14 protein-coding genes and 3 tRNA genes are annotated in these 20225 nt (G+C 72.0%); 8 read left to right on the forward strand and 9 right to left on the reverse strand.

Annotated features, from left to right (window positions below):
• Positions 1 to 409 precede the first annotated feature (409 nt).
• A complete protein-coding gene (locus tag AB0L95_RS34665; RefSeq protein ID WP_365168856.1) occupies positions 410 to 1000 on the forward strand; it encodes a hypothetical protein in 591 nt (196 codons plus the stop codon).
• On the opposite strand, the gene AB0L95_RS34670 is transcribed toward AB0L95_RS34665, so the two are convergent.
• Complete coding sequence (locus AB0L95_RS34670) at positions 997 to 1890, reverse strand: hypothetical protein (protein WP_365168858.1); 894 nt, start codon at positions 1888 to 1890, stop codon at positions 997 to 999. The genes AB0L95_RS34665 and AB0L95_RS34670 overlap by 4 nt on opposite strands.
• A 273-nt stretch (positions 1891 to 2163) precedes the next feature.
• Between AB0L95_RS34670 and AB0L95_RS34675 the strand changes: the two genes are divergently transcribed.
• From AB0L95_RS34675 to AB0L95_RS34685, 3 genes are all read left to right on the forward strand, one after another.
• Positions 2164 to 3684 (forward strand): acyl-CoA synthetase, encoded by a 1521-nt coding sequence (locus tag AB0L95_RS34675; protein ID WP_365168861.1) that lies wholly within the window; start codon positions 2164 to 2166, stop codon positions 3682 to 3684.
• Complete coding sequence (locus AB0L95_RS34680) at positions 3677 to 5038, forward strand: carboxyl transferase domain-containing protein (RefSeq protein WP_365168863.1); 1362 nt, start codon at positions 3677 to 3679, stop codon at positions 5036 to 5038. Before AB0L95_RS34675 ends, AB0L95_RS34680 begins: the two co-directional genes overlap by 8 nt.
• Positions 5039 to 5243: 205 nt before the next feature.
• The gene (locus AB0L95_RS34685; RefSeq protein ID WP_365168865.1) at positions 5244 to 6281 is read left to right on the forward strand and encodes a rod shape-determining protein; all 1038 of its coding nucleotides are present in this window, start codon (positions 5244 to 5246) and stop codon (positions 6279 to 6281) included.
• 215 nt (positions 6282 to 6496) lie between these two features.
• On the opposite strand, the gene AB0L95_RS34690 is transcribed toward AB0L95_RS34685, so the two are convergent.
• The 4 genes from AB0L95_RS34690 to AB0L95_RS34705 all read right to left on the reverse strand — a co-directional run bounded on the left by AB0L95_RS34690 (position 6497) and on the right by AB0L95_RS34705 (position 7722).
• Positions 6497 to 6715: a hypothetical protein gene (locus AB0L95_RS34690; RefSeq protein ID WP_365168868.1), complete on the reverse strand. Its 219-nt coding sequence runs from the start codon at positions 6713 to 6715 to the stop codon at positions 6497 to 6499.
• 616 nt (positions 6716 to 7331) lie between these two features.
• A tRNA-Ile gene (locus AB0L95_RS34695) sits at positions 7332 to 7405 on the reverse strand.
• Between the two features lie 166 nt (positions 7406 to 7571).
• Positions 7572 to 7644: transfer RNA gene (locus tag AB0L95_RS34700), tRNA-Asn, on the reverse strand.
• 5 nt (positions 7645 to 7649) lie between these two features.
• Positions 7650 to 7722: transfer RNA gene (locus AB0L95_RS34705), tRNA-Asn, on the reverse strand.
• Between the two features lie 164 nt (positions 7723 to 7886).
• On the opposite strand from AB0L95_RS34705, the gene AB0L95_RS34710 reads away from it, so the two are divergent.
• The 4 genes from AB0L95_RS34710 to AB0L95_RS34725 all read left to right on the forward strand — a co-directional run bounded on the left by AB0L95_RS34710 (position 7887) and on the right by AB0L95_RS34725 (position 13777).
• Entirely contained in the window at positions 7887 to 8192 is a 306-nt protein-coding gene (locus AB0L95_RS34710; protein ID WP_365168870.1) for a YtxH domain-containing protein, read from the forward strand.
• Between the two features lie 206 nt (positions 8193 to 8398).
• Positions 8399 to 9859, forward strand: a complete 1461-nt coding sequence (locus tag AB0L95_RS34715) for an FGGY family carbohydrate kinase (protein ID WP_365168872.1) — start codon at positions 8399 to 8401, stop codon at positions 9857 to 9859.
• Positions 9860 to 10115: 256 nt separating this feature from the next.
• Positions 10116 to 11849, forward strand: a complete 1734-nt coding sequence (locus AB0L95_RS34720; protein ID WP_365168874.1) for an ABC transporter ATP-binding protein — start codon at positions 10116 to 10118, stop codon at positions 11847 to 11849.
• On the forward strand, positions 11849 to 13777 hold the full coding sequence (locus tag AB0L95_RS34725; protein ID WP_365168876.1) for an ABC transporter ATP-binding protein: 1929 nt from the start codon (positions 11849 to 11851) through the stop codon (positions 13775 to 13777). The genes AB0L95_RS34720 and AB0L95_RS34725 overlap by 1 nt, the downstream gene beginning before the upstream one ends.
• A gap of 33 nt (positions 13778 to 13810) precedes the next feature.
• Here AB0L95_RS34725 and AB0L95_RS34730 read toward each other — a convergent pair whose 3' ends face one another.
• The 4 genes from AB0L95_RS34730 to AB0L95_RS34745 form a co-directional block, all read right to left on the reverse strand.
• The gene (locus AB0L95_RS34730; protein ID WP_365168879.1) at positions 13811 to 15130 is read right to left on the reverse strand and encodes an RNA polymerase sigma factor; all 1320 of its coding nucleotides are present in this window, start codon (positions 15128 to 15130) and stop codon (positions 13811 to 13813) included.
• A 217-nt stretch (positions 15131 to 15347) separates the two neighbouring features.
• Positions 15348 to 17255, reverse strand: coding sequence for a DNA primase (dnaG, locus tag AB0L95_RS34735; protein WP_365168881.1), 1908 nt, complete (start codon positions 17253 to 17255; stop codon positions 15348 to 15350).
• 151 nt (positions 17256 to 17406) lie between these two features.
• Entirely contained in the window at positions 17407 to 18672 is a 1266-nt protein-coding gene (locus AB0L95_RS34740; RefSeq protein ID WP_365168883.1) for an FAD-dependent oxidoreductase, read from the reverse strand.
• 138 nt (positions 18673 to 18810) lie between these two features.
• Complete coding sequence (locus tag AB0L95_RS34745; protein WP_365168885.1) at positions 18811 to 20187, reverse strand: deoxyguanosinetriphosphate triphosphohydrolase; 1377 nt, start codon at positions 20185 to 20187, stop codon at positions 18811 to 18813.
• Positions 20188 to 20225 lie beyond the last annotated feature (38 nt).

Consider the following 20225-nt stretch of genomic DNA (forward strand, 5'->3'; position numbering starts at 1 on the left):
CCTTTCCCCCTCGGCGCATCTGTCGCAGGGGGTACTCCGGGGCCGCGACGAGAGCCGACACCACTCGGGCTGCACTGGTCAGTGAGCAGCCCGAAAGCATGCCGTGAGCGGCCGGCCGTGCGCGACGCACGCGCGCTGCACCCCCTACCACTCCCCCTGCCGTCGGCAGAAACGACCGCAGGAGACGTGCGCAGCGAAATGTGCTCGCCGCACACGGTAGATGGTTGACCTTCGCTTTACTAGATCATGACAACGTGGCCCATCTCATGGACCTCAGGAGCAACCTGCGAGCCACAGCCCCCGTCCCGCAGTCCACCGCCCCGCGTCTCCTGCCCGCCGTGACCGCCGGCGAGCAGTACGGTGGGGCGCGTAGACCCTCCACCGAGACCCAAGGCTGTCGGCAGCGCTCGTGAACCGGACCCCCCAACCTCCCTTCGGCCCGCAGGACTTCCAGCTCGTCCTGCTGCGCCGTATGGCGGACCACAACCCGGACCTGGTCGAGGACGCCCGCCGGGCGCTGGGCGTGTCCATCGCCGACATGCGCGAGGCCAACCGGCGCTGGCAGGCGATGCTCCGGTCGCCGCGCGCCCGGTCGACCGGCGCCCTCATCCGCTCGGTCCTCGGCGAACCCGAGTCCAAGGCCCCCCGCCGGATCGGTGACCTGGACTGCGAGGCCTGGCTGTGGACCGTCCCGCTCTGGCCCGACCTGCGCTTCGAGGTCCTGGCCGGCCCGGGAGGGCAGGTCTGGAACGAGTGGCTGGTCCGGGCCCCCGGCGCACCGGCCCCGAAACTGGAGACGATCGACGACCTGACCCCCTGGTCCTGCACGGTCGACGAGGCCGCCCGCGCCTTCGCCCCGGCCCGCCCCCTGGAGGGCACGGCCCCCACCCGCTGGGGCCTCGCCTTCACCGCCCCGGACGCGAACGGCGTACGGCGGGAGGTGGTCGCCGAGTTCACCTGGGGGCTGTTGCAGCGGGTGGCCGTTGACGACAGGGCCTAGCGAACGCCCCGGTCCGCGGCGGCCAGGACGGCGTCCACCACCTTCGGCACGGACCCCGGGTGCAGGGACAGGAACAGATTCGGCTCGACCAGTTCCAGCTCCATCACACACGGCTGCCCGTCCGCGCCGTCCACCAGGTCGACACGGGCGTAGAGCAGCTCGGGAGCGCCCGGTACGGCGGCCAGCGCGCGCTCGGCCACGGCACGTTCGGCCGCGGTCGGGGTCCAGGGCTCCAGGCCGGGGTGCGCGACCTTCCGCTCGTCGTACGGCGTGCCGGGCGTGAGCACGGCCCCCTTCCGGCTGGCGTGCAGCAGCCGCCCGCCGAAGAACTGCAGCGCCCGTTCCCCGCCCACGTCTATGCCCCGCACATAGGGCTGCACCATCGCCGTGAATCCCTCCGCGTGCATCCGCGCGAGCTGCCGTACGGCGGTGTCGTGCTCCTCGGGCGTGTACCGGGCGGCGAACCGGGCGCCCGCGCCCGAGCTGGGCTTGACGACGTACTCGTCGTCGGGCAGGTCGACGGGGTCGCCAGGGGCCAGATACCGGGTGGGGACGACCGGGACGCCCGCGGCGGCCAGCTCCCCGAGATAGCGCTTGTCGGTGTTCCAGCGCACGACGGGCGCCGGATTGGCCAGCCGCGTGAGCCTCCCGCAGCGCTCGGCCCAGGCGGTGAACTCCGCGGCCCGCCAGCTGTAGTCCCAGGTGGAACGGATCACGGCCAGGTCGTACGCCGCCCAGTCGATGTCCGGGTCGTCCCAGTGGACGGCGTCGGCGCCCGCTCCGGACGCCGTCAACTCCCGTACGAGGACCGGAAGATCACCGTCGGCCGTCACCTCGGGACCGGGGCGGCAGGTGACGAGCGCGACGCGAGCGGTGGCGGTACGGAACACGTCTGGACTCCTGTTCGCGGGACGACATGTGCGCGCAGGCTAACAACGGCCCGGGAATCCGCGGCACCCGTGTTGACCTTCGCGTTTTCAGGACACGGCATACGCGGGCGCCCGCGTCCTCGCCGTGGCCGCCGGGTTCTGGCCGGGGGTGGAGGGGCACCCCGGACGGAGTGAGGTCTCCGTCACGGCGCAGGCGGGTTTCGCTCGCTCTGGTGTAGGAACGGATTCGATGTCCGCACCACGCCCTGTCCGCTTCGACGCGAGGAGTCCCGCGTGCCCTCCCTCTTTCCGGCCCTGACCGATCCCGGGGCGGCGCGGCGGCCCGCGCTGCGGTTCGGGGAGCGGGCCCTGACCCATGCCGAGCTGGCCGCGGCGGCGGGTGCGCTCGCCGGGCGACTGGTCGGGGCGGTACCTCCTGGGGCGGTGCCGACCGGAACGGAGCCGACCGGAACAGAGTCGACCACTGCGGGGAAGGCGGCCCGGAGGGTGGCCCTGTGGGCCACGCCCTCGCTGGAGACCGCCGTCGCGGTGGTGGCCGCGCTCACCGCCGGAGTGCCCGTCGTCCCGCTCAATCCGAAGTCCGGGGAACGCGAGCTCGGCCACATCCTGGCGGACAGCGCGCCGTCGCTCGTCCTGGCCGCCCCCGGCGACGAACTTCCTGAATCCGTACGGGCGTTGGAGCGTGTGGAGGTCGACGTACGCGGCACGGGAACATACGCGCCCGCCGACGTCGACGACGAGAGCCCCGCCCTCGTCGTCTACACCTCCGGGACCACCGGCCCGCCCAAGGGCGCCCTCATCCCCCGCAGGGCCCTCGCCTCGACCCTTGACGCGCTCGCGGACGCCTGGCAGTGGACCGAGGACGACGTGCTCGTGCACGGACTCCCGCTGTTCCATGTGCACGGGCTGGTGCTCGGCATCCTGGGACCCCTGCGGCGCGGCGGCTCCGTACGGCATCTGGGGCGCTTCGACACGGACGGTGTGGCCCGCGAACTGGGCGCCGGGGCGACCATGCTGTTCGGGGTGCCGACGATGTACCACCGGATCGCGGAGGCGCTGCCCGGCGACCCGGAGCTGGCCAAGGCGCTCGCCGGGGCCCGGCTGCTGGTCTCCGGGTCCGCGGCGCTGCCGGTGCACGACCACGAGCGGATCGCCGCCGCGACCGGGCGCCGGGTCATCGAGCGGTACGGCATGACGGAGACGCTGATGAACACCAGCGTCCGCGCGGACGGGGAGCCGCGCGCGGGAACGGTGGGCGTGCCACTGCCCGGGGTGGACCTGCGGCTCGTCGAGGAGGACGGCACGCCGATCGTGTCGTACGACGGGGAGACGGTCGGCGAGATCCAGGTGCGCGGCCCGAACTTGTTCACCGGGTACCTCAACCGGCCCGACGCGAGCGCCGCCGCCTTCACCGCCGACGGCTGGTTCCGCACCGGGGACATGGCGGTGCGCGAGCCCGACGGCTATGTGCGCATCGTGGGCCGCAAGGCCACCGACCTGATCAAGAGCGGGGGATACAAGATCGGGGCGGGCGAGATCGAGAACGCGCTGCTGGAGCACCCGGGGGTGCGAGAGGCCGCCGTCACCGGCGAACCCGACGACGATCTGGGTGAGCGGATCGTCGCCTGGGTGGTGCCGGCCGACCCCGCCGCCCTGCCCGGCGCCGACGAACTGGCCGACCATGTGGCCCGCCGGCTCGCCCCGCACAAGCGGCCTCGCACGGTCCGGTACCTCGACGCCCTGCCCCGCAACGACATGGGGAAGATCATGAAGCGGGCACTGGGCGATGCCTGAACGCCTGTCCGCGCGGGAGGCACTCGCCCTCGTCACCGACGACTTCACTCGGCTGCCGGGCCCGGCGGCCGATGCATCCCGCCCGGACGGCCCGCTCGCCTGGGCGGGCTACGACGCCTCGCGCGCCCGCGCCACCGCGCGCACCGGCGAGGAGGAGTCCGTGGTCGTCGGGCGCGGGACCGTCGGCTCCACCCCGGCCGTGCTGATCGCGTTCGAGTTCGGCTTCCTGGGCGGCTCGCTCGGCGAGCGCACCGGCGACCGGCTTCAGGCGGCGCACACCTACGCCCGTACGCACCGGCTGCCGGTGGTCTCGCTGGTCGCGACGGGCGGCAGCCGGATGCAAGAGGGCATGCTCGCACTGACCCAGCTCCAGCGCGTGGCCCGGCAGTCGGCGCTCACCCGTGCGGCCGGGCTCGCGCAGCTCGCGGTCCTGCGGGACCCGACGACCGGCGGCGGCTGGGCCACGCTGGGCGCGGGCGCCGACGTGGTGCTGGCCCAGCCCGGCGCCCAGGTGGGCTTCGCGGGCTCCCGGGTGCGCCCGCCGGACGCGGACCCGGCGGCCTACACGGCGGAGGCGCAGTGGGCGGCGGGCACGGTCGACGCGGTCGTACCGCCCGGGGAACTGCGGGCGGCGGTGGGCCTGTGGCTGGGGCTGCTGACGGCGCCCTCGGCCGAACCCGCCCCGGTGCCCCGGGCGCTGGGCGCGGTGGACCTCCCGGCGACCGGCTGGGACGCCGTACGACGCGCCCGGGATCCGGGACGGCCCCGCGCCCGGGCGTACCTGGACGCGTACTTCACCCGCCGCGCCGAACTCGGCGGCGACCGCGGCGGCGGCCGGGACCCGGACGGCATGCTGTGCGGTTTCGGCAGCCACGACGGCCGTACGATCGCGTACGCCGCCCAGACCGGCACCGCTACCCGCCCCGCCGGATACCGCACGGCCGCCCGGCTGATCCGGCTGGCCGACGCCCTGTCCGTGCCCGTGCTGACACTGGTGGACACGCCGGGCGCCGCCAACGACGCCGAGGCCGAGCGGCAGGGGGTGGGCGCCGCCGTCGCGGACCTGTTCACCGTCGTGGCGACGGCCCGTACGCCGCTGACCACCCTGGTGATCGGGGAGGGCGGCTCGGGCGGGGCGCTGGCCCTGGCGGCGCCGGACAACACCTGGGCCGCCCCGGACAGCTACTTCTCGGTCATCGCGCCGGAGCCGGCCGCCGCGATACTCAAGCGCCCGGCGGACCAGGTGCGGGCGACGGCGGACCAGCTGGGCGTGCGCCCCCAGGATCTGGTAGCCCTCGGGGTGGTACGGGGTGTCGCGGGCGAGAGGACGCTCTCGCCCCCGCCGCCCGGGTGACCCGGCGGGGCACCGGCGCGCGCGGTCACGGCGCTTCGACGGAGGACGCACACGGGTTTCCCGGGACCTGACGCACCGAGCACACCCGATCGGGTGAACCCGCCTGGCCCTCTTCAAGGGGCGGGGTCTCCCGGAGCGGGCGACGATGCTGAGGAGAGGCCCGCCACCCGGCGGCCACCCGCGGTCCGTTCTCGGGAGGTACCGCATGACCGTCAGCCTGGACCAGCTGCGCCGTTGCCATTTCGCTGTCGACCTCGGCGCGGCCAGGACCCGTGTGTACGTCAAGGGCTCTGGGCTGGTCGTCGACCAGCCGAGCGCCGCGGCGGTGAACACCCGGACCGGTGCGCTGATAGCGGTCGGCGAGCTGGCCGAGAAGATGACGGGCCGGACTCCCTCGTACATCCGTGTGATGCGGCCGGTGTCCGGCGGCACCGTCGTCGACATCGAGATGGCCCAGCGCATGCTGCGCCACCTCCTCGGTGAGAAACTCCGCCGCACTCTGCGCCGCAAGCCCCGGCTCCGGGCCGCCGCCTGTACCCCGCACGACGCGGACCCGCTGGCCCAGCGGGCGGCGGTGGAGACGCTCGTCGGGCTGGGGGCGCGCCGGGTGGAACTGGTCGACACACTGGTCGCCGCCGCCGTCGGCTGCGGCCTGCCCGTCGAGCAGCCCGAGGCCTCCATGATCATGGTGTGCGGTGCCGCCGCCACCCAGATCGCCGTGCTGTCGCTGGGGAACATCGTGACCGCGGAACGGATCCCGGTGGGCGGCGAGGCCGTCGACCACGCGATCGTCCAGCATCTGCGCCACGAGCACGCGTTGATGCTGCCGAGCCAGTCCGTACGCCCCCTGCGGCTGGCCCTCTCCGGCAACGGGTCCGCCCCCGGCACACCGACCGCCACCGAGATCCTCGGCCGGGACGTGGCGACAGGGCTGGCGCGCTCGGTGAAGGTCGACACGGCGGCGGTGCGGGAGGCGATCGAGACCCCGCTGACGGCCGTGCTCGACGGCATCGGCAAGGTGCTGCGGGACTGCCCGCCCGACCTGGTGGCCGACCTCGCCGACCGCGGCATCATGATGGTCGGCGGCAGCGCCCTGCTCCCGGGCCTCGACCAGATGCTGCGCCAGTGGACCGGCATGCCGGTACGCATCGCCGAACGCCCCGACATCTGCGCCGTACAGGGCCTGGGCGCCATGCTGGAAGGCAAGATCAAACCCCTGACCCTGAACCCACTGGCGGCGTGACCCTGGCCCACCGGCTGGCGCCCGCAGTTCCTCCGCGGACTGCGGGCGCCGGCCGGTGGATCCCTTACACGCTCACGGCACTGCGCAGTTCGCCGTCCAGGCCGTGCTTGATCAGCCGCTCACCGCGGCACGAACGGTAGGTGAGCCGGGCCGGCAGATCACCGGGGACGAGTTGCCCGAAGCCGAGGGGCTTTCCGGGCGGTCCGACGACGACCTCACTGACGCAGCCGCCCTTCAGCGGCTTCCAGTGGAGCGGTGACGTAGTCCTCCATGGCCAGGTGCTCGCCGGCCGTGTCGAAGTCGAGCACGTGCCCGCCCCCATGGCCCCGGACACCCACCTCCGCCTGCGGAAGACGCGTACGGGATGGATGGATGACGTCGCCCGGCACGACTCCGGCCTGCGAAAGACGCGTCAGCCATGCAGCGGAAGGCACAGCGGACCCCTGACAACGGCCGCGGCCGCGCCGCGCGACGGCGACGTTCGCCGTGTTCCCCGGTCCGCGCGTTGCCGCCATCATGCGCGTGGCGGCGTGTCCGGCGGACGAACGGGCGCGGAACGCGCCCGCCTTGCCTCCTACGGCGCCCAAGTGGCACTCCAGGGCGGCCGATCCGCCGGCCCGGTAGGAGATGCCGGTCATCGTGCGCAGCAACGCCCACCGGGTGCACGACCAGATCCGCTCCCCTCAGGCCCGTCGCTCTCCCACGCCGGCCCCGGACACCCACTCGGGGCGTGCGTGCCCTGCACGGGGAACTCGGCGAGACGGGCGCGGAGTTCTCGCACGCCCTCAAGCGTCTGGCGAAGCGGGGGCTGGGGGTGGTATAGGACTCGACGGCCAGGCGTCACATCTTTCACCCCCACGGTCGGCGGCCGCGCGAGTCATGCCCGCCGCGCCGTCGGCCGTCCAGGGCTTCCGTGATCCTCCGCCGACCGAGTGCACCTGGGGCGAAACGGACGACTGCGGCCCCCGGAGCCTGTCCGAGGGCCGCAGACTTGATCGGCGTGCTCTGCGTCACTGCTGATCACATCGTTTCTGCGCGCGTAGCGTGCAGTGGGGCGGGTGGGACTCGAACCCACGGCCGACGGATTATGAGTCCGCTGCTCTAACCGGCTGAGCTACCGCCCCATCACGGCGCGTCGCGTACATGTGTGCGCGCCGTCTGCCGCAGCATAGCCGCTCATACGATCTCCTGCTTCGGATGGTCGGCTACACGTGACCTTGAGGACTCCGCCGTGGGCGTGACGGTTCCTGCGGACATGAAAAAGGACCCCTGAGGGGTCCTTTTCAGACGCTCCCCCGACTGGACTCGAACCAGTAACCTGCCGGTTAACAGCCGGCTGCTCTGCCAATTGAGCTACGGAGGACCGAGCTCCCCCGACTGGACTCGAACCAGTAACCTGCCGGTTAACAGCCGGCTGCTCTGCCAATTGAGCTACGGAGGAATGCCTCGTTGCATCGAACGTACCCTCCTGGGTATCCGCCAGGGGGCGCTCGCTCGCTGCGACACATACATTAGCGCAAGCAGAGGGGTGCTCCGCCAATCGGTACCCGCCGCGCCGGATGCCCACCCAAGGGACGACGCAGACGCAAGGGAAGGATGGCCGCCATGCGCTATCGGCTCACGTTCGTCGCCGGGCTTGTCCTGGGCTATGTGCTCGGCACACGTGCCGGACGCGAACGTTACGAGCAGTTGAAGAAGTCCGCCCGCCAGGTCGCGCAGAACCCCGCCGTGCGCAACACCGCCGAGACGGCCGCCCAGCAGGGGCGCGAGATCGCCGGCAAGGCGTACCACGCGGTGAGCGACAAGGTCGGCGACCGTATGCCCGACTCGGTCGCCGGCCGGGTGCGCTCGCTGCGGGACCGGAACACGAACGGCAGCGGCGCGGACGACTGGGGCACCAGCAACACCTGACCCCGGCCTCACCGGTGTACGGCATCGCACCAGCAGCACCACCTGCCGCTCCCACCACGGCCGCATCCGACCGCATCCGCCACGGCTGCCCCTCCCGCCTCAGCGGCGGCACCCTGACCGCCTCCGCCGCGGTAGCCCTCCGATGACAGTCCGCCGCCCTCCCGTGAGGACGCGGCCACCCCCCTCCGTACGGCAGAATTTCCGCCATGGGGATAGTCGCCGGGTTGGACAGTTCGCCCGATTTCACTCGTATCGTCGTCTGCGACACGGACACGGGGTCCGTGCTCAGGCAGGGATATGCACCGCATCCCGTCGAGAGCGCCGAGGGTGGCGGCCGTCCCTCCGATGTCGATCCGCAGGCCTGGCTGCTGTCCCTGGGGGAGGCGGCCGGCGGCGGACTCCTCGAGGGCGTCCAGGCCATCGGTGTCTCGGCGCAGCAGAACGCGCTGGTCCCCCTCGACTCCCAGGGCGCCACGGTGCGGCCCGCGCTGGTCGGCGGTGACAAGCGGGCGCAGGTCGCGGCGGCCGACCTGATCGACGCCCTCGGCGGTCGACAGGCCTGGGCCGAGGCCGTCGGGTGCGTTCCGCAGGCCGCGCAGCCCGTGACCAAGCTGCGCTGGCTCGCCCGGAGCGAACCCGACAACGCGCGCCGCACCGCGCTGCTGCTGCAGGCCCATGACTGGCTCGTGTGGCAGTTGCTCGGGCGGCCCCTGAGAAGGACCACCGACCGCGGCGGGGCCTCCGGTACCGGGTACTGGTCGGCGGCGACCGGCGCCTACCGCACCGACCTCGTCGAGCTGGCGCTCGGCCACCAGGCCGCGCTCCCCGAGGTGCTCGGCCCCTCGGAGGCGGCGGGTACGACACCGGAGGGGCTGCTGATCTCCGCGGGCACCGGCGAGACCATGGCCGCCGCCCTGGGTCTCGGCATCGGGCTCGGTGACGCGGTCGTCTCGCTCGGCGCCTCCGGGTCCGTGATGGCCGTACACCCCGAGGCGCTCGTCGACTCCACCGGGATGATCACCTCCCTGGCGGACGCGACGGGCATGCATCTGCCGGTGGTGACCACGCTCAACGCCGTGCGCACCCTGCGCGGCACCGCCGAACTCCTCGGCGTGCCCGACCTGGAGTCGCTGTCGGAGCTGGCCATGAAATCGACGCCCGGCTCCCACGGACTGGTGCTCCTGCCTTATCTGGAGGGCGAGCGGACCCCGAGTCTGCCGCACACCGCGGGCACGCTGGCCGGACTGCGACGCGAGTCGATGAGGCCCGAGCACCTGGCGCGCGCCGCGTTCGAGGGGATGCTGTGCGGGCTCGCGGACGCGCTGGACGTGCTGCGCGGACGCGGGGTCGAGGTGCGGCGGATCTTCCTGCTCGGTGCCGCCGCGGAGCTGCCCGCCGTACAGGCGGCGGCGCCCGCCCTGTTCGGCGTCCAGGTCGTGGTGCCGCAGCCCGCCGACTACGCGGCGATGGGCGCGGCCCGGCAGGCGGCCTGGTCCCTCGGCGTGTCGCAGGGCACCCTCGACCCGCGCACCCCGCCGGCCTGGCAGGGCGCGGTGGCGCAGGTCCTGGATCCCGGCGACGAGCTGGCCGTGGGTCAGGCGGTACGCCAGCAGTACGTGTCGGTACGCGAGCAGACGCATCCGGGGGCGTTCCGGTCACAGTCGTAGCTCATGGGCGTGGGCCGCAGGCCGGTCCCGCGCCTGCCCGCGCCGCCCCGATGTCGTACACGTCACACGGCCAGGTGTCCCCACGCCACCCCGCCCGTCACCTCCTCCTCCGCCGTCCCGGGGCTGAGTCCGAGTCAGCCCGGCGGCCCCGCTGTCGGCTTAATCGGTTGAGGTAACGCGGGTGGAGTGTCCGACGATAGGGGGTGGTGCACCACCGCCCGCCCCGCCGTCCGCCTGCAACTCCGAGAGATCTCGCGTGCTCATACGACTTCTGAGGGCCCACCTGGCCCCGTACCGGAAACCCATCATCCTGCTGGTGCTGCTGCAGTTGCTGCAGACCTGCGCCACGCTCTATCTGCCCACCCTCAACGCGCACATCATCGACCACGGTGTCGTGAAGGGGGACACGAACTACATCGTGACCTTCGGCGGTCTGATGATCGCGGTCTCGCTGGGTCAGGTCATCTGCAACATCGGCGCTGTGTACTTCGGCGCCCGTACCGCGTCCTCCGTCGGCCGGGACATGCGGGCCGCCGTCTTCGACCGGGTGCAGTCGTTCTCCGCGCGCGAGGTCGGCCACTTCGGTGCGCCCTCGCTGATCACCCGCACCACGAACGACGTGCAGCAGGTGCAGATGCTCACCCTGATGACGTTCACCCTGATGGTGTCGGCGCCGATCATGTGCGTGGGCGGCATCGTCATGGCGCTGGGTCTGGACGTGCCGCTGTCCGGCGTCCTGGTGGCCGTGGTGCCCGTGCTCGGCATCTCCGTGACGCTGATCGTGCGCCGGCTGCGCCCGCTGTTCCGCACCATGCAGGTCCGCCTCGACACCGTGAACCGGGTGCTGCGCGAGCAGATCTCGGGCAACCGGGTGATCCGCGCCTTCGTCCGCGACGACTACGAGAAGGGCCGCTTCCGGGGTGCCAACACCGAGCTGACCGAGGTGTCCCTCGGCACCGGCCGCACGCTGGCGCTGATGTTCCCCCTGGTGATGACCGTCGTGAACCTCTCGTCGATCGCCGTGGTCTGGTTCGGCGCGCACCGCATCGACAGCGGCGGCATGCAGATCGGCGACCTGACCGCGTTCCTCGCCTACCTCATGCAGATCGTGATGTCCGTCATGATGGCCACCTTCATGTTCATGATGGTGCCGCGCGCCGAGGTGTGCGCCGAGCGCATCGAGGAGGTGCTCGGCACCGAGTCGAGCGTCGTGCCGCCCGCCGCGCCGGTGGTCGAGCTGCGCCGCCACGGCTATCTGGAGATCCGCAGCGCCGGGTTCCGCTACCCGGGTGCCGAGGAGCCGGTCCTCAAGGCCATCGACGTGGAGGCGCGGCCGGGTGAGGTGACGGCCGTCATCGGCTCCACCGGCAGCGGCAAGTCGACCCTGCTCGGGCTGATCCCCCGCCTGTTCGACGCCACCGAGGGCGAGGTGCTCGTGGACGGCGTGAACGTCCAGGAGGTCGACCCGGTGCTGCTCGCGAAGACGGTCGGACTCGTCCCGCAGAAGCCGTATCTGTTCGCCGGAACGGTCGCCACCAACCTGCGCTACGGCAACCCGGACGCCACCGACGAGGAGTTGTGGCACGCGCTGGAGGTGGCGCAGGCCAAGGACTTCGTGTCCAAGCTGGAGAACGGCCTCGACTCCCCCATCGCACAGGGCGGGACCAACGTCTCCGGTGGCCAGCGGCAGCGCCTCGCCATCGCCCGCACTCTCGTGCAGCGCCCCGAGATCTACCTGTTCGACGACTCCTTCTCCGCGCTCGACTACGCGACCGACGCGGCCCTGCGGGCGGCGCTCTCACAGGAGACCGCCGAGGCGACCGTCGTCATCGTCGCCCAGCGGGTGGCGACCATCCGGGACGCCGACCGGATCGTGGTCCTCGACGAGGGCCGGGTCGTCGGCACCGGTCGCCATCACGAGCTGATGGCAAGCAACGAGACCTACCGGGAGATCGTGCTCTCCCAGCTGACGGAAGCGGAGGCCGCCTGATGGCCGGGCCCATGGGACGCATGATGGGCGCGGGCGGCCCCGACCAGCGCTCGATGGAGTTCAAGGAGTCCGGAAAACGGCTCCTCGCCCAGTTCAAACCCGAACGCACCATCATGATCGCGATGCTGCTCTGCGGTGTGCTGAGCGTGGGGCTCTCCGTGATCGGGCCGAAGATCCTCGGCAAGGCCACCGACCTGGTCTTCGCCGGGATCATCGGCCGGCAGATGCCCGCCGGGCTCACCAAGGAGCAGGTGCTCGCCTCCATGCGCCAGCGGGGCGAGGGCGGCATCGCGGACATGCTCTCCGGCACGGACTTCACCCCGGGCAAGGGCATCGACTTCGGTGCTGTCGGGAACGTCCTGCTGCTCGCGCTCGGCACGTTCCTGGTGTCCGGCCTGCTGATGGCGGTCACCACCCGGCTGTCCAACCGGGCCATCAACAAGACCGTCTACCGGCTGCGCGAGGACGTACAGGCGAAGCTGTCGCGGCTCCCGCTGTCGTACTTCGACAAGCGGCAGCGCGGCGAGGTGCTCAGCCGCGCCACCAACGACATCGACAACATCGGGCAGACGCTCCAGCAGTCGATGGGGCAGATGATCAACTCGCTGCTGACGATCGTGGGCGTGCTCGCGGTGATGTTCTGGGTGTCGTGGCTGCTGGCGCTGGTCGCGCTGGTGACCGTGCCGCTGTCCTTCGTCGTGGCCACCCGGATCGGCAAGCGGTCGCAGCCGCACTTCGTGCAGCAGTGGCGCACCACCGGCCAGCTGAACGCGCACATCGAGGAGATGTACACCGGGCACACCCTGGTGAAGGTCTTCGGACGCCAGGAGGAGTCGGCGCGGCGGTTCGCGGAGCAGAACGATCAGCTCTACGAGGCCGGGTTCAAGGCACAGTTCAACAGCGGCATCATGCAGCCCCTGATGATGTTCGTGTCGAACCTGAACTATGTGCTGGTGGCCGTCGTGGGCGGTCTGCGGGTGGCGTCGGGTGCGCTGTCCATCGGTGATGTGCAGGCCTTCATCCAGTACTCGCGGCAGTTCTCGATGCCGCTGACGCAGGTCGCGTCGATGGCGAACCTCGTGCAGTCGGGTGTCGCCTCGGCGGAGCGGATCTTCGAGCTGCTGGACGCCGAGGAGCAGCCGGCGGACCCGGTGCCGGGCGTGCGTCCCGAGGAGCTGCGCGGGCGGGTCGCGCTGGAGGACGTGTCGTTCCGCTACGACCCGGACAAGCCGCTCATCGAGCACCTGTCGCTGGCGGTGGAGCCGGGGCACACGGTCGCGATCGTCGGTCCGACCGGAGCGGGCAAGACGACGCTCGTGAACCTGCTGATGCGGTTCTACGACGTCACGGGCGGCCGGATCACGCTCGACGGGGTCGACATCGCGAAGATGTCCCGGGACGAACTGCGGTCCGGGATCGGGATGGTGCTCCAGGACACCTGGCTGTTCGGCGGGACCATCGCGGAGAACATCGCCTACGGTGCCGCGCGCGAGGTCACGCGCGGGGAGATCGAGGAGGCCGCGCGGGCGGCCCACGCGGACCGGTTCGTCCGTACACTGCCGGACGGCTACGACACGGTGATCGACGACGAGGGCACGGGCGTCAGCGCGGGCGAGAAGCAGCTCATCACCATCGCGCGGGCGTTCCTGTCGGACCCGGTGATCCTGGTCCTCGACGAGGCGACGAGCTCGGTCGACACCCGGACCGAGGTGCTGATCCAGAAGGCGATGGCGAAGCTGGCGCACGGACGGACGTCGTTCGTCATCGCGCACCGGCTGTCGACGATCCGGGACGCGGACACGATCCTCGTGATGGAGAACGGCTCCATCGTGGAACAGGGCTCGCACGCGGAACTGCTCGCGGCCGACGGGGCCTACGCGCGGCTGTACAAGGCGCAGTTCGCGCAGGCGGTCGCGGAGGTCGACTGAGTTCCGGGGGCCGCTCCTCGCGAGCGGCCCCTCTCAGTCGAGATAGCCCCTCAGCTGGTCCGCGAACGCGTGGTCCCTGAGCTTGTTCAGGGTCTTGGACTCGATCTGGCGGATGCGTTCGCGGGTCACGCCGAAGATACGGCCGATCTCCTCCAGGGTGCGGGGACGGCCGTCGGCGAGGCCGTAGCGGAGTTGTACGACCTTGCGTTCGCGTTCGCCGAGGGTGGAGAGGACCGCCTCCAGGTGCTCCCGCAGCAGCAGGAACGCGGCGGACTCGACCGGGCTCGCGGCGTCCCCGTCCTCGATGAGGTCGCCGAGGGCCACGTCGTCCTCCTCGCCGACGGGCGCGTGCAGCGAGACGGGCTCCTGGGCGAGCCGCAGCACCTCGATGACCCGCTCGCCGGGCAGCTCCAGGTACGCGGCGACCTCCTCCGGAGTCGGTTCGTAGCCCCGTTCCTGGAGCATGCGGCGCTGGACGCGGACGACACGGTTGATGAGCTCGACGACATGCACCGGGACGCGGATGGTGCGGGCCTGGTCGGCCAGGGCGCGGGACATGGCCTGGCGGATCCACCAGGTCGCGTACGTCGAGAACTTGTAGCCGCGGGCGTAGTCGAACTTCTCGACGGCCCTGATCAGGCCGAGGTTCCCCTCCTGGACGAGGTCCAGCATGGTCAGCCCGCGGCCGACGTAGCGCTTGGCGACGGAGACGACGAGCCGGAGGTTGGCCTCGATCAGCCGCCGCTTGGCCATCCGCCCCATGACCACCAGCCGGTCCAGGTCCAGGGCCAGTTCGGTGTCGAGGTCGGGGGTGCGGGCGAGCTTCTCCTCGGCGAACAGTCCGGCCTCGACGCGCCGGGCGAGTTCGACCTCCTCGGCGGCCGTGAGCAGGGGAATGCGGCCGATCTCGCGCAGATACTGACGGAACAGGTCCGAGGAGGGGCCGCCGGTGTCGACGTGCCCGCGGAGCCGCTCGACGGGCTCGGGCGCGGCCTCGACGGGCTCCGTGGCGTCGGGGGAGTCGGAGTCGGGGAGTTCGGACGGCTCCTCCGTCCCGGACGGGCCCCGCGGTTCGGCGTCCGTCTCGGGGTGGTGCGCGAGCCGGCTCTGCGGAGGCACCGCCGCGAGGACGTCGCTGTCGGCGTCCGGGTCGTCGTGGCCGGTCTCGGTCTCTATCAGGGTCTGGGTCTGCACGGGGGCGACCTCCAGGAATGTCGCTGCTGAGGGGTGCGACAGCGGTACGTCGGGGATGGGACCGGTGGTCCGCCCGCCGGCCATCCCGTAGTTGTCGAGCGGAACCGCGGGGGTGTCGGGCCCGCGGACGGGCCGGCCGCGCTCCGGGGACTCAGGCACCGCACCCCAGTGTGGGGTACGACACATCGCTGCCACGAGGGGCGTGCGACCACTTTTTGAGTCCCGTGCGTGACCGGGCGGTTACTCAGCTCGCTCGACCACCGCACCGGCGGAAGCCGATCGGGCAGGACGGGGACCATGAGCGAGGGGGAGGAGCTGCTGCGGCGGCTGGAGGCGCACACCGGAACGCCGGCCGAGGCGTGGTCCCCGGCGGCGCTCAGAGCGCCGCCGCGCCCCGTTCCCGCAGTGCCTGGTCGTACTGTTGCAGGACCCACAGCTCGTTCTGCACGGCAGCGAGTTGGGCCGGGTCTCCGTAGGTGCCGAGGCGGGTCAGGGTGCTCTGGACGTCACGGACGCGGCGTTCGACCGCCCGGCGGCGGACCGTGACCAGCTGGGCGCCCACGTAGGCCTCGTCCACCTCCTTGCGGAGCATGATCGCCTCGACCGCCAGCTCCGTGACCATGGCGCGGACCGTGTCGTCGGGTGCCGCGTCGCGAACGCGGACCAGATACTCCTGAGGGTCATGGGCGCCGTACTCGGTGCCTCCCGCGTCCATGATCGCCTGGCGGACGGCGGCGTACGGCGCCGCCGTGAACTCGTCGACCCCGTACGCGTCGAACGCCGGGGAGACCATCTCGGGCCGCTGGAGCGCGAGTTTGAGCAGTTCCCGCTCGGTCGCGTAGACGGGGTTGCGGAGGTTGAGCGCCGGGCCCGAGACCGCCGGGCGGGGCGCCGCCTGGTACGACTGCGGGGCACGCTGTCCGTCCGGCGCCGGTCCCCTCCCGCCCCGGTCGCGCGCCCAACGGGCCAGCTGTGCCACCCGCTTGACCACGAACTGGGTGTCGAGGATGCCGAGCATGCCGGCGAGCTGGACCGCGACCTCGTGCTGGGCACCGCTGTTCTTGATCCGGGCGACGACCGGCGCCGCCTCGTCCAGCGCGGCGGCGCGGCCCGCCGGGGTGTCCAGGTCGTAGCGGCCGACGATCTGGCGGAGCGCGAACTCGAAGAGGGGGGTACGGGGTTCGGTCAGGTCGGCGACCGCCTCGTCACCCTTGGCGAGACGCAGCTCGCAGGGGTCCATGCCGTCCGGCGCGATCGCGATGTAGGTCTCGGCGGCGAACTTCTGGTCGTCCTCGAAGGCCCTCAGAGCCGCCTTCTGCCCGGCCGAGTCACCGTCGAAGGTGAAGATCACCCGCGCCGAGCCGTTGTCCATCAGCAGCCGGCGCAGGATCTTGATGTGCTCGCCGCCGAAGGCCGTACCGCAGGTCGCGATGGCCGTGGTGACACCGGCGAGATGGCAGGCCATGACGTCGGTGTAGCCCTCGACCACCACCGCCCGGCTCACCTTGGCGATCTCCTTCTTCGCCAGGTCGATGCCGTAGAGCACCTGGGACTTCTTGTAGATCGCGGTCTCGGGCGTGTTCAGGTACTTGGGGCCGTTGTCCGCCTCGTACAGCTTTCTCGCGCCGAAGCCGACGACGTCCCCGCCGATGTCGCGGATCGGCCACATCAGCCGGCCGCGGAAGCGGTCGATGGGGCCCCGGCGGCCCTCCTGGGAGAGGCCGGAGAGGATCAGTTCCTTGTCGCTGAAGCCCTTGCCCCGCAGAAAGCGGGTGAGGTGGTCCCAGCCCTGGGGGCTGTAGCCGACGCCGAAGTGGACCGCGGCGGCCTGGTCGAAGCCCCGCTCGGCCAGGAACGCGCGTCCGGTGTCGGCCTCGGGGCTGGTGTCGAGCTGCTCGGCGTACCACTCGGCGGCGAGCCGGTGGGCCTCGATCAGGCGGATGCGCTCTCCGCGCTGGTGGGTGGGGTTGTACCCGCCCTCCTCGTAGCGCAGCGTGATGCCGGCGCGGGCGGCCAGGCGCTCGACGGCCTCGGAGAAGGAGAGGTGGTCGACCTTCATCACGAACGTGAGGGTGTCGCCGCCTTCCTGGCAGCCGAAGCAGTGGAACAGGCCCTTGCTGGGGCTGACCTGGAAGGACGGGGACTTCTCGTCGTGGAACGGGCACAGGCCCTTCAGGTTGCCGCCGCCCGCGTTGCGTAGCTGGAGGTACTCGGACACGACGGCGTCGATCGGGACCGCGTCCCTGACCGCCTTCACGTCCTCGTCGTTGATCCGTCCTGCCACGCGTGAAGTCTACGGGGCCCGACCGACACTCCTGGGGCACGCCGACCGGCCCCGGCCGGGGCTCCGGGCCGCCGCGCAGCGGCTGTGGCATGCAGCGTCCTCCGGGAAGCACAGCTCGGGGGTGCGGTGACGGCGGGCGGCGGCCGTCGGGTCAGGGGACCAGGTTCTCCAGCGGCACCCCGGGGTCCGCCAGTGCCTCCTGGTCCACCGCCGTCCTGGCCCGGATCAGGTTCTGGATCCGCTCTGTGACGTCCCACACATTCACGTTCATCCCGGCCAGCACCCTGCCCTCCTTCAGCCAGAACGCGATGAAGTGCCGCTTGCCCACGTCACCGCGCAGCACCACCTCGTCGTACGACCCGGGCGGCGCCCACCCCGAGTACTCCATCCCCACGTCGTACTGGTCGGAGAAGAAGTACGGCACCCGGTCGTACCGCACCTCGCGCCCGAGCATCGCGCGGGCGGCCGCCGGACCGCCGTTCAGCGCGTTCGCCCAGTGCTCCACGCGAAGCCGGGCGCCGAAGAGGGGCAGGTGGAAGGAGGCGATGTCGCCGGCCGCGTAGATGTCGGGGTCGGAGGTGCACAGCCGCTCGTCCACCACGACGCCTCCGCCATGCGCGCGGTCGGCGATCTCCAGGCCCGCGGACTCGGCGAGCGCGGTGCGCGGCGCGGCGCCGATCGCGGCGAGCACGTCGTGCGCGGGGTGCTCCTCGCCGTCGTCGGTGCGGGCGGCCAGCACCACCCCGTCCTGGCCGACGATCTCGGTGAGCCGTACCCCGAAGCGGAAGCGGACGCCATGCTCGCTGTGCAGCTCGGCGAAGAGGTTGCCGAGCTCGGGGCCGAGGACCGCGTGCAGCGGGGTCGGCTCGGGCTCGATGACGGTGACTTCCGCGCCGTACTCGCGGGCCGCGGCGGCGACCTCCAGGCCGATCCAGCCGGCGCCCGCGATCACGAGATGGCCGTTGTCCCGGCCGAGCGAGGTGAGGACGCCCTTGAGGCGCTCGGCGTGGGCGAGGCGGCGCAGATGGTGGACGCCCGCGAGGCCCGTGCCGGGGACGTCGAGGCGGCGCGGCTCGGCGCCGGTGGCCAGCAGCAGCTTGTCGTAGTGGACGAGGGTGCCGTCGTCGCCGAAGCGGACCGTCTTCGCCGCCCGGTCGATGGCGTCGACGGTCTGGCCGAGATGCAGCTCGATGTCGTTGCGCGCGTACCAGGAGGGTTCGTGGACGAAGACGCTGTCGCGCTCCTCCTTGCCGAGCAGATAGCCCTTGGACAGGGGCGGTCGCTCATAGGGGTGGTCGCGTTCGTCGCAGATCAGTATCACGCGGCCGGTGAAGCCCTCCGCGCGGAGCGTCTCGGCCGCCTTCGCGCCGGCGAGACCTCCTCCGACGATGACGAATGTCTGATCCGCGTCGACCACTTGATGCCTCCTCGTAAGGATGTCGCCACATGGGAGCGTCCCGCACGTGGTGTGCTGCGGGAAGAGGGGGTGGCCCGATCAGGCCACACAGGGTCACCTCCGGGACCTTTGCGTCCCGGCTGTCTCAGTGTGTGCGGGTCACCCGCGTCCCGTCAGCCGGGCGTGCAGGGATCCCGCCGAGGCGTCGGTGAGCGAGGCGATCTGGTCGACGATCACCCGCTTGCGGGCGCGGTCGTCGGCCGCCTCCTGGAACAGCGCCCGGAACTGCGGATCGAGCCCTTCGGGCGCGCGGGCGGTGAGCGCCTCGGCCAGTTCGGCGACGACGATGCGCTGGTCGGCGCGGATCCGCTCCTGCTCGGCGCGCTGCATCACATAGCGGTCGGCGACCGCCTTGAGGACCGCGCACTCCATACGGGTGCCTCTGGGGACGACGAGTTCGGCGGCGTACCGGGTGAGGCGGCCGCTGCCCCAGGCGGCCCGGGTCGCGCCCTCCGCGGCCAGGCAGAAGCGGCCGATGAGCTGGCTGGTGGCGTCTTTCAGCCGGGCCTGGGCGACCGCGGAGCCGTCGTAGCCGTGCGGCCACCACTCCTGGGACAGCAGCCGGTCGAGGGCCTCGGCCAGTTCCCCGGGGTCGGTGTCCGCGGCCACGTACCGTCCGAGGGCGACGGCGAAGACCGCCTGCCGCTCGGGTTCGGCGTGCAGACAGCCCGGGTCGATGTGACCGGCGTGCAGACCGTCCTCGAAGTCGTGCACCGAGTAGGCCACGTCGTCGGACCAGTCCATGACCTGGGCCTCGAAGCAGGTGCGGTCGTCGGGGGCGCCCTTGCGGAACCAGTCGAAGACGGGCCGGTCGTCCTCGTAGACCCCGAACTTCGGGGATGTGGGGTCGGTGGGGTGGGAGCCGCGCGGCCAGGGGTATTTGGTGGCGGCGTCGAGGGCGGCACGGGTGAGGTTCAGCCCCACGCTGACGAGTTCGCCGGTGACCGGGCTGTGCACGAACCGCTTGGGCTCGATCCGGGCGAGCAGACGCAGGGACTGGGCGTTGCCCTCGAAGCCGCCGCAGTCCCGGGCGAACTCGTTCAGCGCCTGTTCGCCGTTGTGCCCGAAGGGCGGATGGCCGAGGTCGTGGGAGAGGCAGGCGGCCTCGACGAGGTCCGGGTCGCAGCCGAGGGCCGCGCCCAGCTCCCGGCCGACCTGGGCGCACTCCAGGGAGTGGGTGAGCCGGGTGCGGGGGCTCGCGTCCCAGACGTCAGCGGGGGTCCCCCCGGGGCGAGCGGAGCCGAGAACCTGGGGGACGCTGCCCGGGGTGACGACCTGGGTCTTGCCCGCCAGGCGGCGCAGTGCGGCCGAGTGCAGCACGCGGGCGCGGTCGCGCTGGAAGGCGGTGCGGCCCGGGCGTTTGTCGGGCTCGGCGGCCCAGCGCTCGGTGTCCGTGTCGTCGTAGGCCCGGGCGGTCGCCGGACCCTCCCCGTACCGCGCGGAGGTCGTGTGGCCCTTCGGTGCAGTCCCGTCCATGACCCGACAGTAGACGCAGCCGGTGACAATCGGGATGT

The organism is Streptomyces sp. NPDC052036, from assembly GCF_040680495.1.
Classification (GTDB): domain Bacteria; phylum Actinomycetota; class Actinomycetes; order Streptomycetales; family Streptomycetaceae; genus Streptomyces.